Origin of the sequence: Bacillus sp. JJ1533 (assembly GCF_036965045.1) — a bacterium.
Classification (GTDB): Bacteria; Bacillota; Bacilli; order Bacillales; family Bacillaceae_L; genus Ferdinandcohnia.
In genome coordinates this window covers 235,272-250,013 of the sequence record NZ_JBALOV010000007.1, presented here as the reverse complement: position 1 = coordinate 250,013, position 14,742 = coordinate 235,272, and the positions used below count along the sequence as shown (strand labels likewise).

The window sequence follows — 14,742 nt, the reverse complement described above, 5'->3', positions numbered from 1 at the left end:
ACCTCCTTTTCTAAGGATTATTTTACCAGTTCCTTTAATGGTAAAAAAGACCCATTCCATATGGGTCTTTTACTTATTGATCAGTTTCCGCCTTTTCATACGCTTCAATAATGCGGACTACAAGTGGATGACGAACAACATCGGACTGTTCTAAGAAGATAAACGCAGAACCGTAAACATCCCTGAGAATATTTATGGCTTCATGTAATCCCGATTTTGCCCCTTTAGGTAAATCGATTTGCGAGATATCTCCTGTTATGACCATTTTAGAGCCAAAACCTAGTCGTGTCAAAAACATCTTCATTTGAGCCAATGTAGTATTCTGTGCTTCATCTAAAATGACGAATGCATCATCAAGTGTTCTCCCTCTCATATAAGCTAAGGGGGCAATTTCAATTATGCCTCGTTCCATTAATCGTTCGGTATGCTCGGCTCCAAGCACATCATGTAATCCATCATATAAAGGACGTAAATATGGGTCAACCTTTTCTTTTAAGTCTCCTGGTAAAAATCCTAGGCTCTCTCCAGCTTCAACAGCCGGACGAGTTAGAATAATCCGTTTAACCTGACCATTTTTTAAAGCGTTAACAGCCATAACAACGGCCAAATAGGTTTTTCCTGTACCTGCTGGTCCAATTCCAAAAACTAAATCATGCTGTTTGATAGCTGCCACATATTGACGTTGGCCGTGTGTTTTCACACGAATGGATTTTCCTTTTGCCGTTTTTGTAATTTCTTCATCATATAATTCTTCAAACGAATCCAGTTTTCCGCTTTTGGCCATTTGAATACAATAGATGACATCACGTTCACTCACACGTATACCCTTGCGAATTACTCCCAGAAGCTTATCAAGAATTTCCTCAACAAGTTGAACGCTTGTTGGGTCACCCGAAACGTGAAGCGCTTCACCTCTCGTGATGATTGAAACGTTTAATTCTTCTTCAATCCTTTTTAGATGAAGATCATTATTTCCAAATAAAACAAGTGCCTCGTTTGGATTTTCTAGTTGATGTTTACTCATTACTAAATCTTCTGACATCCTTAGTCTCCTTGAACTAATGGTATCGTTGTAACGATATTCTCAATAACATTATATTTTATTTCCAATTTTACTTTACCATTGTTAATGGATTGACGCAAAACTTTTTCTTCTATAATTTCAGCATCACTATCTAATTGTTGTTCTAATTGGTTTCTTCCGATCTCTTTTGCTACCTCTATGGCTTGATTTGTGCTATACGTTCTGGTGATTTTTTCACTTTCCCTAATTGTCTCTTTTTCATACGCGACTGGAAGTTCCCAATTAAAAAACTTGATATGTCTTTCATCTAATTCTGTTTGATATTCCTTATATTCAATTTTGCCAAATCCCCAAATTGGAATACGTAAATTACCTAACGAAATATAATGTTTTATTTTATTTTCCCCAGTCAGCACATCAAATTTCGTTGTAATATCTACCTTTACTTCAGACTTGTACCAAGTTTCGCCAAAAATTTTTCCACGTGCAGGTACATAGACTTCTTCTCCCTCTTTTCCAATTTTACCCGTAACTAAAAGATCGCCTTTTTTAACAAAATCATTTTCAGCCACAACTGGCTTTCCTTCTTCGACAATTAGTTTTTTAATAATGGCTTTTTTATTCGCCACCAGATGTCTTGGACTATACTGTTCTGGAGGCTCAGGCTGGTTCTTTTCAACAACCTCGAAATGATAGGTCGTCCCATTTAATTCCACACCAATCCATGTAATATCGTTAATGGCATCTTCTAGATGTCTTTGCAGCGATTCATTATCTTCAATAAAAAATTGTAACTTCCCTTTTTCTACACCAAGCTTTTTCAATTCTTGAATAATGCGGTGCTCTGTTTCCGGTTTAGCCCCTTCTACCTTTATACCCCAGACCATATTCGATAATAAAGTAACGATGATTAAAAACGAAATAGCACCAATTAAAAATCCACTATTGTAAAACGCCTTTTGGACGAGAAATGGTAAGCCTTTCTTCCCAATGAATCGGAGCTTACAATCATTTTTACGGACGACTTGCCGAATTAGCTTGATATCTTTCAAATACATAGAGAAGTTCAAGGTATGGGTACCAGGCTTCTTCACATCCCAGACAACAATCCCTCGTCTTACACATTCATTTATAAATCGCTCTGTCCCTTTTCCAGATATAATAACTTTGACACTCCCACTAAAAAAATGCATCCAATGGTTTTTCATGCTTATCCCCCTAGTGAATCAATTCTGAATCAATTCTCAATATATTGCACATGTTCAATTTTTCCTTCGAGCATGATTTCTTCAGGTAAAATCGTTTTAATCACAAATGCTTTTCCTTTAATTAGAAGTTGTCCTTGTTTCAATAAAAGACGCACCTCTTTATCTGAAAATGTTAACAGTCCTCGATGATTCTCTATGTAAATATGTAATTGTCCAATCATAGTGATTCTTGGAAGATCCATCATAACATCAGCAGGAAGTTCCATCTTGTTTGTAATCCATCTTTTCATGCGTAGTCCTAGGTTTTTAGGCATAACAAAGAACCCCCTTTCAACTCATATTTATGAGTGAAAGGAGGTTCATAGAACATTTAATTATATAGGAGTATTATCCGTTAATCATTTTTAACGACGGGTTTGATACGGTCTTTTTGCTCTTGGCGGACCAAGAATTTCAGACCAAATAATCCCTTCAACAACCTTATTTTTCGAGAAGCCTTTGACAGCCTTATTTTCCCTTGTAGCTAGGGAAGGTTTAATAACAGTTAGAGCTGGTTCTTCCTCAGTTGTTGTTTCATTATAAGTTCCCTTTTGTTGGAGCTCTTGATATCGTTCATAAAATGTATTAGGAACTTGCGTATCTGATCCTTCTTTAGATTCAAATTCATTATCATCATACTTTGTTTCGACCTGATATTCTTCTTTTTCAGTTTTGCGTTCTTGGTTAAACGGATTGAATTGCTTTGGCAATGGAATCTGGGGCGTAGGCTCTTTTTCATCCGCATTAAAACGTTTAAACGTATTAAAGACAAAACCAAGAATGATAATCAGAATCCAGGCATTTGACATAACCAATTCAATTAAGTTTTGTATTAGTGAATCCAAAGTGTAAACCTCCTTTCAACGTTTGAGTTTGAGGTTTATTCATGATGATTATTTTTGATTTTCATCATCGTCATGTGTGCTTTTACCAATTGAATTTCTCATATCGGTGTCAGCCATAATATTTTTTAGGTTTGTGTAATCAAGTACACCAAGGTTGCCTGATCGCAATGCTTCTGCCATAGCTAGTGGTACTTCAGCCTCTGCCTCTACAACCTTCGCTTTCATTTCTTCTACGCGAGCGCGCATCTCTTGTTCACTTGCAACCGCCATTGCACGGCGTTCTTCAGCCTTCGCTTGGGCAATTTTCTTGTCGGCCTCAGCTTGGTCTGTTTGAAGCACGGCACCTATGTTTCTACCGATATCAATATCTGCAATATCAATAGATAGGATTTCAAATGCAGTCCCTGCATCTAGCCCTTTTGCTAAAACCGTTTGAGAAATCATATCAGGATTTTCAAGAACCTTTTTATGGTCCGTTTGAGAACCGATTGTACTTACAATCCCCTCACCTACACGGGCAATAACAGTTTCTTCCCCTGCCCCTCCGACTAAACGATCAATATTGGCACGAACGGTAATACGAGTTTTTGCTTTTACTTCAATACCATCCATCGCAACACCTGAAATAAACGGGGTTTCGATAACCTTAGGGTTAACACTCATTTGCACAGCTTCTAACACGTCACGCCCAGCTAAGTCGATTGCAGCTGCTCTTTCAAATGTTAAATCAATGTTTGCACGCTGTGCAGCTATAAGAGCATTTACAACGCGGTCGACATTACCACCGGCTAAATAGTGACTCTCCAATTGGTTTGTACTAAGTTGTAATCCTGCTTTTTGAGCCTTAATTAATGGAATAATTACTCGGTTCGGGATAACACGACGTAACCTCATCCCGATTAATGTAAAGATACTTACACGGACACCAGCAGCAAGTGCTGAAATCCAAAGTGCAACTGGCACAAAGGTGAATAGTACTGCCAATAAAATAATAGCGAGTGCAACTAAAATTAGAACTGTAATCATACCTGTTGGCATTTATTTTCCTCCTACTTGTTTTTATTTATCAATTTCAGGAACTTCCCGAACAACGATTCGGGAACCTTCTGTTTTGATGACTTCTACTTTTGTATCTTTCTCAATGTAATTCCCTTGTGTAACAACATCTACTCTTTCATTATTGATAATAGCAGTACCAGAAGGTCTTAATGTTGTTAATGCAATGCCTTGTTTTCCAATTAAATCTTCTCGATTCTTATTTGACACATACCCACTTTCGGTATTAGTAGAATCAAAAAGGATAATCTTTTTAAATGCATGTAGGTTCTTGCCGAATACTTTCACTAAAATGATGGATACCACAATCGTTGCTACTAAAGCTACTAACAATGAAATACCAATAACCATGAAACTGCTTCCTGCCAAGAAAAAGCTCGTTAAAATAGCTCCTAATCCTATCAAGCCGATAATCCCCCCAGGCAAAACAAACTCCAATAAAATCAATACAATTCCTACAACAAAAAGGATAATAGCCTCCATTCCTGCTAACCCCGCTACTAGATGCCCATAGAAAAAGAGCAATAGTGCCGATATTCCCATTATACCAGGAATACCAAAGCCAGGAGAGTATAATTCAACAACTAATCCTAAGCTTCCGATTGTTAATAAAATCGAAACAACAATTGGATTTGTAATAAATCGAGCAATTTTTTCTGCTAGACTAACCTCAGCCTCTTCAACTGCAGCTTTCTCATAGCCTAACGTTTGTAATAACTCAGCCCTATCCTCTACTATCCCTTCAGCATAACCAACTGAAAGAGCCTGTTTGGCTGTTAAGGTAAGGAACTTTCCTTTTTCAGCACCTAGCTCTGGCAGGTCAATCTCTTTATCAGCCATTGCTAAAGCGTATATTGGATCACGGCCGTTGTTTTCTGCAGCACCTTTCATTGCGGATAACCAATAGGAAACGGCTTTCTCATCAGCTGTATTCCCTGCTTGGTCAATGATTCCAGCTGCTCCCATTCTTCCATTATGAGACATATAGATCTTATCCGCATTTAATGCGATGAAAGCCCCCGCTGAAATTGCATCGTTATTAATGTAGGCAACTGTCGGTATGTCTGTTTCCTGAATTCGCTTCCCGATTTGTGTTGCAGCATCAACCGCTCCACCAGGTGTATCGATTTCAAAGATAATGATGCCCGCTCCTTTATCCTCAGCATCTGTAATCGAACGATCGATAAAAGCACTTAATCCCTTTTCTACTGTTTCTTCTAATGGAATAAAATAAACCACTTGATCCGCAGCTGTATAGCTTTTATTTGGCATCAGTGTGAAGATGAGTGGCAAAAGAATAATGGACAAGAATATAAGGATTCTCCATTTTTTCAAAGCGTCCCCTCCTCTCTATTCATTTTTGCGTTGTGATAGTATGTATTACGTTTGAAACGGCTGCTAGGTTTCATTATTCATAGGTTCTATGTAAACTTTTTTCATGTCGATTTTTCCCATTTTTACTGAATTAAAAATCCAGTCCTAGATGCATGCGCTTTATTATCTCATATAGAAAAAACACCTTACACGATGTAAGGTGTTTTTGTTAAGATAATTGCTGTTGAACAAGCTTGTTTACGAGACCGCCGTCAGCCTTTCCTTTTACCTTTGGCATGATTGCAGCCATCACCTTGCCCATGTCAGCTTTTGAAGAAGCATTGACCTCTTGTACTGTTTCTTTCACAATTTCAACAAGATCCTCTTCAGATAATTGTTCTGGAAGGTATACCTCTAATATCTCAATTTCATTTTGAATTTTATTAACAAGATCTTCACGACCAGCGTTACTAAATTCGCGGAGGGAATCTTTTCGTTGTTTTACTTCACGAGTAAGAACTGTTAGTTCTGCTTCGTCTGAAAGTTCACTGTTACCCAGCTTAATGCCTTCATTTTGAAGAGCAGCCTTTACCATTCGAATAACAGATAGCTTATCTTTCTCTTTATTCTTCATCGCTGTTTTCATATCATTATTTAAACGCTCGAGAAGACTCATAAAACTACACCCTCTTTTAGTATTTGCGCTTTCTAGCAGCTTCAGATTTCTTCTTACGCTTTACGCTAGGCTTTTCATAGAATTCGCGCTTTCTAGCTTCTTGGATAGTACCTGATTTAGATACAGTCCGTTTGAAGCGGCGAAGAGCATCTTCAAGCGATTCGTTTTTACGAACGACCGTTTTTGACATTCTAATTCCCTCCCTCCGAAAACAACCACTAACTCTAATTAAGACACATGTTCTATTTCATTCTCTAAGTGTCGATTACAAAAAATCGTCGAAAAAATAAACATGTACTTTGCAATTATAATATATGCATGATTTTTGGTCAACTGTAATTCACAATAGGAACACTAGAAATCATGTTTTCTCTACTAGCTTCAATCATTTTTTTATGGTTATTCATGTTAATTCCTCTCTTTTTGTAGGTAAATATCCTCTCAAAAAAAGCAGAGATATTCAAGTAAAAAAAGTACAAGTAGTCATTTTCATGAAACCTTGTCCATACAATGAGATAGGGGTGAGATTGCATGATTGAACTTATTTCTTTATTTGCTGTTTTTATTGCGATATTCTTATTCGGTATGACCGTAATGAGGACAGGCCTTTATAATCTTACAGGTGATAAATTAAGGGTTTGGCTGATTCGATTTACTGATAACCCAGTTAAAGGATTAATAACTGGGATGATTATAACTGCCATAATCCATAGTAGTTCTGCAGTTATGGTGCTTGTTGTTGGACTAATTGCCACAGGATATTTAACCTTTAAACAATCGATTGGCATTATTCTCGGCACTAATATTGGAACAACTTTTACGGCTGAAATGATTACTTTTGATATTTTTGAATGGATTGTTCCGATTTTAATAATAGGATTTTTATGTTTATTTGTTAGTAATCAACAGGTTTTTAGCTTTGGTGCTTTTTTATTTGGACTAGGATGCATGTTTGTTGCAATGAACGGTTTTGAGCAGCTTGCCAGACCAATCTCACAATTCCCGTCCATTCATACTTTTTTTCAACAGACAAATGAAAGTGGCCTTTTTGGTGTAGGTGTTGGGACCATTTTGACTTCCATTATTCAATCTAGCACAGCTACAACTGGTATTATTATGGGCTTTTTGAATGAACAGCTACTAACTTTAAATGCCGGGATTGCTGTTTTACTTGGCGCAAATATTGGAACATGTATTACTGCTTTTATTGCGAGTATTGGGAGTAGACACGAGGCAAAATTGGCTGCATATGCCCATATTTGGGTGAATGTAATTGGGGTGGTTATCTTTTTCCCGTTCATCAATGTACTTGGTCAAATCGCAATGTTGCTTACTTCACATCCTGATGTTCAGATTGCCCATGTTAGTTTAATTTTTAACGTTCTAACTTCACTGCTCTTTTTACCTTTTGTGGGAATGTTGACGAATTTCATTATGAAGGTACACAGAGCTGGATAAGAAAAGCTGGCCTTTTGAGCCAGCTTTTTTCCTTTTTAATAATCAGATGATCCTGTTAGTCCGTTAACGATTGCTACGCCTGAACTTGCACCAATTCTAGTTGCTCCAGCTTCAATCATGTCTTGAGTCCCTTTTAGGTCACGAACTCCGCCAGATGCTTTTACACCGATATCTGGTCCAACTGTTTTACGCATTAAACGAATGTCTTCAACAGTAGCCCCACCAGTTGAAAAACCTGTTGATGTTTTTACAAAATCTGCTCCAGCTTTAACGGATAGTTCACAGGCTCTTACTTTTTCTTCTTCAGTTAAAAGACAAGTTTCAATAATCACCTTTGTTAGTGCTTTACCTTTTGCAGCTTCTACAACAGCATGAATATCTTTTTCAACTAATTCATCATTTTTATCCTTAAGGGCACCAATATTGATGACCATATCGACTTCTGTTGCCCCTTTTTCAATGGCATCCTTTGTTTCAAATGCCTTTGTTTCAGAAGTACTAGCTCCTAATGGAAATCCGATAACAGTACAAACCTTCACTTCAGAATCCTTTAAAAGACTTGCCGCTGTTTCAACCCAAGTTGGGTTCACACACACAGACATAAATCCATATTCCTTTGCCTCTGCACAAAGATTTTCGATTTGTTCTTTTGTTGTATCTGCTTTTAATGCTGTATGATCTATCATTTTAGCAATATTCGTCATTATGTATATCTCCTTTTAGCTTTTTAGATGTACGTACCTCTAACATCATATCATTAGTTCTAAATGGTGACTAGCACCTAAACAGTAATATTATGCGATAAAAAAAAGAAGCTAATCAATAGATTAACTTCTTTTTTAGTTACGCTGTAGTTCTTGTTTCTTCTTCCTCAATCAGAAGGTCTTCTTCAACCTTGACAAATTGACCCTCATTATATGGGTAGCCAGCTTTTGTGATTTTTACTTTCACGATTTTACCGATCATATCCTCAGTTGCATCGAACTTCACTTTTAGATAGTTGTCAGTAAAACCAACATATAAACCACTTGTTGGATTTTCCTTGTCTAACTCTTCGGGAATAACCTCTAATACCTCTCCTTCGTAATTAGATGCGTATTCCTTTGCTAATTGGTCAGAAAGTGAAATGAGACGGTGAACACGCTCATTTTTGACTTCTTCATCAATTTGGTCTTCCATTCTTGCTGCTGGCGTACCTGTGCGCTTAGAGTATGGGAAAACGTGTAATTCAGAGAATTTATGTTCTTTTACAAAATTATACGTCTCCATAAACTCTTCCTCTGTCTCGCCAGGGAAACCAACAATAACATCAGATGTTAACGCTAGGCCTGGTAATGCTTCACGTAGTTTTGTTAAACGCTCAGCAAAGAATTCCATTGTGTATTTACGTCTCATACGTTTTAACACAGTGTTTGAACCAGATTGCAATGGAACGTGTAGATGTCTAACTACTTTTGTTGATTGATCAAGTACTTCAATAATCTCATCGGTGATTTGACTAGCCTCAATGGAGGAAATACGAATTCGCTTAAGTCCAATTACCTTAGATTCTAAGTCGCGTAAGAGGGCAGCTAGATTGTAATCTTTCATATCCTCACCATAGCCACCGGTATGAATGCCCGTTAAAACGATTTCTTTATATCCAGCATTTACAAGCTGTTGAGCTTGTTTAATTACTTCTTCTGGATCACGAGAACGCATTAGCCCACGAGCCCATGGAATAATACAGAAGGTACAGAAATTGTTACATCCCTCTTGAATCTTTAATGAGGCACGTGTACGGTCTGTAAATGAAGGAACATCTAGTTCTTCATATACACGTGTTTTCATAATATTCCCTACGCCATTAATTGGCGTACGTTCTTGCTTGTATTGCTCAATATACTCAAGCATTTTTTTGCGGTCCTGTGTTCCTACAACAATATCAACTCCAGGAATCGCCATGATTTCTGCTGGTGAAGTTTGCGCATAACATCCTGTCACACAAATAACGGCATCAGGGTTTTTACGGATCGCTCTGCGAATGACCTGTCTACTCTTTTTATCTCCTGTATTTGTAACAGTACAAGTATTAATAACATACACATCAGCAGTGCTTTCAAATTCGGTACGCTCATATCCATTTTCTTTAAAGAGTTGCCAAATTGCTTCTGTTTCATAATGATTTACTTTACATCCTAATGTGTGGAATGCAACTAATGACATTGTTGTCACCTCGCTAATTCAAAATAATATGAAACAGCAGATAATACATATAATGGTGCTGTCTCAGTTCGTAAAATTCTTGGACCAAAGCTACATGAAATAAACCCATTTTCTATTAATGTCGAGACCTCGTTCTCAGTTAAACCACCTTCGGGTCCAATCACAACAAATAAGGATTCCCCGTGTTTTAATTGTGATATGACACGAGCTAGATTTGAGCTTTCACCACGCTTTGCATCCTCTTCATAAGCTACTACTTTATAAGTATAGGACTGACTAAAAGACAATAATTCTTTAAAAGACAAAGGTTTGTTCACTGCTGGAACCACTGCACGGTGGGATTGCTCTGCTGCTTCCTTTGCAATTTTTTCCCAGCGCTCAACCTTTTTTTGTCCTTTTTTTTCATCCCATTTAACAATTGAACGAGCCGCAACAAAAGGGACAAACTCAGATGCTCCAAGCTCCGTCCCTTTTTGGATTACATATTCAAACTTGTCCCCTTTTGGTAATCCGCTAGCGATACATACCTGAATGGGGAGTTCATTCGAGTTCTCTACCCATTCTACAACATTTGCTAAAACTGTATCATTGGTAATTTCAGTAATTGTACAAAGTGCCACTTTACCATTATAACAACAAAATATGGAGTCTCCAACTGACATTCTCATGACTCGTGTAATATGGTGAACATCTTCACCTACGATTGTGGCTTGCGTTTCGTTCATTTCATCGACGAAATATCGCTGCATCTTTTTCCTCCACCTGCTAGATTCCCTTATTCACTTTTCTTTCTAGCAATCATTGATACCCAGTCTTCCATAACAAGTACTTCTTCAATTGTGAAACCTGAAGCGATCAGGCTTTCTTTTACTTCTTGTTTTTTTGTATTAATGATACCAGATACTATGAAAGCTCCATTTGGCTTTAGGATTTTCGCTGCATCGTCTGTGAATCGGACAATTATTTCAGCAAGAATATTCGCCACTATGAGATCCACTGGTCCTTCGATATCATCAAGAAGATTATTTTGAGAGACATTCACTACTTCATGTACTTTGTTTAATTTAATATTAAGTTTTGCACTTTCAACGGCCACCGTGTCTAAATCAAGAGCTTGTATAGAGCTTGCACCCAGCATTGCGGCAGCGATGCTTAGCACGCCAGAACCAGTTCCAACGTCAATAATCCTATCTCCCTGTTTTACAGTTCGTTCAAGAGCTTGAATACTCATGACAGTAGTAGGATGTGTACCTGTTCCAAAAGCCATTCCAGGATCAAGTTCGATAATTAATTCATCACTATTAACAGGCTCATATATTTCCCACGTCGGTACGATGGTGAATTTCTCTGAGATTTTTACAGGGTGATAATACTTTTTCCAAGCTGTCGCCCACTCCTCCTCATGTACTTCACTAATTGTGATTTTATTATGGCCCAAATCAATATCAAAAAGCAAAAGATTGTTTATTGCCTCTTTTATTTCGTCAACTGTTTCACCTAAAAAGCTATTGACAGGGAGGTATGCTTTTACGATGACACCTTCCTCAGGATAATCATCAGGATTAAGTTGGTAGATTTCACCAAACACATTTTCTCGTTCTTTTATTAGATCAAATGGATCTTCAATCACAACACCACTAGCACCTGCTTCATGAAGAATATTCGATACTGGCTCTACCGCCTCCTGTGTTGTGTGAATGCTAATTTCAGACCATTTCAATTCTACCAACTCCAATCCTAATTCTATATTCCAGTTGCAGCGCCTTTAGCGCAGAATCAAATTTGTTCTACTCGCCTTTAAACGCGCGTTTTACTTTTGAAAAAAAATTATCATGCTGTTCATCCGGAGCTTCGTTACCGCCTATTTCTGTAAATTCACGAAGCAATTGTTTTTGCTTTTCTGTAAGCTTTGTTGGGGTAATGACACGAACTTGAATATGTTGGTCACCTTGACCATAACCTCGTACATTCGGTACACCTTTGCCACGAAGACGGAATCTCGTTCCAGTTTGAGTACCAGCAGGAATTTTTAACTTTACCTTTCCGTGCAAGGTAGGTACTTCAATTTCATCACCTAATGTAGCTTGTGCAAAGGTTAATGGCATTTCGCAGTAGATATCGTCTCCATCACGCTCGAAAAATTCATGGGAGCGCACATGGAATACAACATATAAATCTCCTGGAGGGCCACCATTTACACCTGGTTCACCTTGACCAGCTACACGAAGCTGTTGACCGTCATCGATACCTGCAGGTATTTTCACATGGATTTTCTTGCGTTTTTTCACCTTACCAGTTCCACTACATGTTGAACATTTATCCTTAATAAACTTACCAGTTCCACTACAGTGATGACAGACACGTCTATTCACTATCCTGCCAAATGCAGTGTTCTGTTCAACATTAATTTGACCTGAACCACCACAGTGTGAACAAGTTTCTGGAGTTGTTCCGGGTTTTGCACCAGACCCATGACAAGTTGAACATTCTTCTTCTCTTGGGATTTCGATGTCCGTTTCCTTACCAAATACAGCCTCTTCAAACTTTATGGTCATTGTGTACTGTAAATCTGCCCCTTGACGTGGTGCATTTGGGTCTCTTCGTCTTGTTCCACCACCAAAGATGGAACTAAAGATATCTTCAAAACCAAATCCTCCGCCAAAATCAGAACCTCCACCAAAGCCACCAAAGCCTTGGTTCGGATCTGTATGGCCAAATTGGTCATAATGGGCACGTTTGTTATCATCTGTCAAGGCATCATATGCTTCAGTTATTTCCTTAAACTTATCAGCAGCATCTGCTTCTTTATTGATATCGGGGTGATATTTTTTAGACAATTTTCGATATGCTTTTTTTATTTCATCTTTACTTGCATTTTTCGAAACCCCGAGTACCTCATAATAATCTCTTTTACTCATTAAATCCACTCCCGCATCATTCACATAAAGAATATTGTATCACTTAGTTTTATAAAAAGGCAATCATACATCTTTTCAACAAAAAAAGCCAAAGCCAAGGCAGGCCTGACTTCGACTTTTCCATACATTTATTTCTTTTATTAGTTTCTATTTATCGTCGTTAACTTCTTCGTATTCAGCGTCTACCACATCATCGTCTTTCTTACCTTGGTTCGCGCCTTCTGTTCCTTGCGCACCCTGAGCAGCTTGTGCTTGTTGCTGAGCTTGCTCGTATAGTTTCACGGAAAGCTGTTGAACGATTTCTTGAAGGGCATCCTTTTTCGCTTTGATTTCATCAAGATCATTTTTCTCGATTGCTTGTTTCAATGCCTCTTTAGCTTCATTTGCTTTTTCAACTTCAGCAGCATCTACTTTACCTTCAAGATCTTTAAGTGTTTTTTCAGTAGTAAACACTAATTGGTCTGCTTCGTTACGAAGTTCAACTTCTTCTTTTCGCTTCTTATCGGCTTCTGCATTTTCCTCAGCCTCACGAACCATGCGATCAACTTCTTCGTCAGATAGGCCAGAAGATGATTGAATTGTAATTGCTTGTTCTTTGTTTGTACCAAGATCTTTAGCACGAACATTTACAATACCATTTTTATCGATATCAAATGTTACTTCGATCTGTGGTACTCCACGTGGCGCTGGCGGAATATCTGTTAATTGGAAGCGACCCAATGTTTTGTTGTCTGCTGCCATTTGACGCTCCCCTTGTAGCACATGGATATCAACAGCTGTTTGATTATCCGCTGCAGTAGAGAACACTTGAGACTTACTGGTTGGAATAGTTGTATTACGGTCGATTAATCGAGTAAATACACCACCCATTGTTTCGATACCAAGTGATAATGGTGTTACGTCTAGAAGAACTACGTCTTTAACATCACCAGTCAGTACTCCACCTTGAATAGCTGCACCAAGAGCAACTACCTCGTCTGGGTTAACACCTTTATGAGGTTCTTTTCCAGTTTCTTTCTTGATTGCTTCTTGAACAGCTGGAATACGTGTTGAACCACCAACAAGGATTACCTTATCAATTTCACTTGCTGAAAGACCAGCATCTTGAAGGGCACGACGAGTTGGTCCCATTGTACGCTCAACAAGTCCTGCAGAAAGCTCATCAAATTTTGCACGTGTTAAGTTTACTTCTAAGTGAAGTGGTCCAGCTTCGCCTGCAGTGATAAATGGAAGTGAAATTTGTGTAGATGTTACACCAGATAAATCCTTCTTCGCTTTTTCAGCAGCATCTTTTAAACGTTGTAATGCCATTTTATCTTTCGATAGATCAATGCCATTTTCTTTTTTGAATTGGTCGACTAAATAATCAATAATAACTTGGTCAAAGTCATCCCCGCCTAGACGATTGTCTCCAGCAGTTGACAGTACTTCGAATACTCCATCACCAAGTTCTAGGATAGATACGTCGAATGTTCCACCACCAAGGTCATATACAAGAATTGTTTGATCTTCATCTGTCTTTTCTAAACCATATGCAAGAGCAGCTGCAGTTGGTTCGTTAATAATACGCTCAACTTCAAGACCAGCAATTCGTCCTGCATCTTTAGTCGCTTGACGTTCAGCGTCATTAAAGTATGCTGGAACTGTGATAACAGCTTTAGTTACTTTTTCTCCTAGATATTCTTCTGCATAAGATTTAAAGTATTGAAGAAGAATAGCAGATACTTCTTGTGGAGTATATTCCTTGCCCTCAACTTCAACTTTATAATCTGTTCCCATGTGGCGTTTGATAGACATAATGGTGTTTGGATTTGTAATGGCTTGACGCTTTGCCACTTCCCCAATTTGTCTTTCTCCATTTTTAAATGAAACAACAGATGGAGTGGTGCGGTTACCTTCGGGGTTTGGAATAACCTTAGCTTCTCCGCCCTCCATTACAGCAACACATGAGTTTGTAGTACCTAAATCTATACCAATGATTTTACTCATGAAAAATTCC

The 14,742-nt window shown here is 38.1% G+C and carries 15 protein-coding genes; 1 reads left to right on the top strand and 14 read right to left on the bottom strand.

Translation table 11 applies throughout. From position 1 onward, the window contains the following. Nucleotides 1-73: 73 nt before the first annotated feature. The 8 genes from V7138_RS05455 to rpsU all read right to left on the bottom strand — a co-directional run bounded on the left by V7138_RS05455 (nucleotide 74) and on the right by rpsU (nucleotide 6,352). Entirely contained in the window at nucleotides 74-1,042 is a 969-nt protein-coding gene (locus V7138_RS05455; RefSeq protein ID WP_335394762.1) for a PhoH family protein, read from the bottom strand. A gap of 2 nt (nucleotides 1,043-1,044) precedes the next feature. Further along, complete coding sequence (yqfD, locus tag V7138_RS05450; protein ID WP_335394760.1) at nucleotides 1,045-2,232, bottom strand: sporulation protein YqfD; 1,188 nt, start codon at nucleotides 2,230-2,232, stop codon at nucleotides 1,045-1,047. A 29-nt stretch (nucleotides 2,233-2,261) separates the two neighbouring features. Beyond that, entirely contained in the window at nucleotides 2,262-2,546 is a 285-nt protein-coding gene (gene yqfC / locus V7138_RS05445) for a sporulation protein YqfC (protein ID WP_335394759.1), read from the bottom strand. A 90-nt stretch (nucleotides 2,547-2,636) separates the two neighbouring features. Continuing rightward, on the bottom strand, nucleotides 2,637-3,116 hold the full coding sequence (locus V7138_RS05440) for a hypothetical protein (protein WP_335394757.1): 480 nt from the start codon (nucleotides 3,114-3,116) through the stop codon (nucleotides 2,637-2,639). Between the two features lie 48 nt (nucleotides 3,117-3,164). Next, a complete protein-coding gene (gene floA, locus V7138_RS05435) occupies nucleotides 3,165-4,154 on the bottom strand; it encodes a flotillin-like protein FloA (protein ID WP_335394755.1) in 990 nt (329 codons plus the stop codon). 21 nt (nucleotides 4,155-4,175) lie between these two features. Then, nucleotides 4,176-5,507 carry an NfeD family protein gene (locus V7138_RS05430; protein ID WP_335394753.1) on the bottom strand — a complete coding sequence of 444 codons (1,332 nt, stop codon included), beginning with the start codon at nucleotides 5,505-5,507 and terminating at the stop codon, nucleotides 4,176-4,178. Between the two features lie 208 nt (nucleotides 5,508-5,715). After that, the gene (locus V7138_RS05425) at nucleotides 5,716-6,162 is read right to left on the bottom strand and encodes a GatB/YqeY domain-containing protein (RefSeq protein ID WP_335394751.1); all 447 of its coding nucleotides are present in this window, start codon (nucleotides 6,160-6,162) and stop codon (nucleotides 5,716-5,718) included. A gap of 16 nt (nucleotides 6,163-6,178) precedes the next feature. Beyond that, entirely contained in the window at nucleotides 6,179-6,352 is a 174-nt protein-coding gene (rpsU, locus tag V7138_RS05420) for a 30S ribosomal protein S21 (protein WP_010678174.1), read from the bottom strand. A 341-nt stretch (nucleotides 6,353-6,693) separates the two neighbouring features. Between rpsU and V7138_RS05415 the strand changes: the two genes are divergently transcribed. Beyond that, nucleotides 6,694-7,620 carry a Na/Pi symporter gene (locus V7138_RS05415; RefSeq protein ID WP_335394748.1) on the top strand — a complete coding sequence of 309 codons (927 nt, stop codon included), beginning with the start codon at nucleotides 6,694-6,696 and terminating at the stop codon, nucleotides 7,618-7,620. 35 nt (nucleotides 7,621-7,655) lie between these two features. Here V7138_RS05415 and deoC read toward each other — a convergent pair whose 3' ends face one another. From deoC to dnaK, 6 genes are all read right to left on the bottom strand, one after another. Beyond that, nucleotides 7,656-8,324: a deoxyribose-phosphate aldolase gene (gene deoC, locus V7138_RS05410; protein ID WP_335394746.1), complete on the bottom strand. Its 669-nt coding sequence runs from the start codon at nucleotides 8,322-8,324 to the stop codon at nucleotides 7,656-7,658. 139 nt (nucleotides 8,325-8,463) lie between these two features. Continuing rightward, a complete protein-coding gene (gene mtaB / locus V7138_RS05405) occupies nucleotides 8,464-9,825 on the bottom strand; it encodes a tRNA (N(6)-L-threonylcarbamoyladenosine(37)-C(2))-methylthiotransferase MtaB (protein ID WP_335394744.1) in 1,362 nt (453 codons plus the stop codon). A 5-nt stretch (nucleotides 9,826-9,830) separates the two neighbouring features. Then, a complete protein-coding gene (locus V7138_RS05400) occupies nucleotides 9,831-10,574 on the bottom strand; it encodes a 16S rRNA (uracil(1498)-N(3))-methyltransferase (RefSeq protein WP_335394742.1) in 744 nt (247 codons plus the stop codon). Nucleotides 10,575-10,600: 26 nt separating this feature from the next. After that, nucleotides 10,601-11,545 carry a 50S ribosomal protein L11 methyltransferase gene (gene prmA, locus V7138_RS05395; RefSeq protein ID WP_335394741.1) on the bottom strand — a complete coding sequence of 315 codons (945 nt, stop codon included), beginning with the start codon at nucleotides 11,543-11,545 and terminating at the stop codon, nucleotides 10,601-10,603. A gap of 67 nt (nucleotides 11,546-11,612) precedes the next feature. Then, on the bottom strand, nucleotides 11,613-12,743 hold the full coding sequence (dnaJ, locus tag V7138_RS05390; protein ID WP_335394739.1) for a molecular chaperone DnaJ: 1,131 nt from the start codon (nucleotides 12,741-12,743) through the stop codon (nucleotides 11,613-11,615). Nucleotides 12,744-12,890: 147 nt separating this feature from the next. Continuing rightward, nucleotides 12,891-14,732: a molecular chaperone DnaK gene (gene dnaK / locus V7138_RS05385; protein ID WP_335394737.1), complete on the bottom strand. Its 1,842-nt coding sequence runs from the start codon at nucleotides 14,730-14,732 to the stop codon at nucleotides 12,891-12,893. Nucleotides 14,733-14,742: the final 10 nt, after the last annotated feature.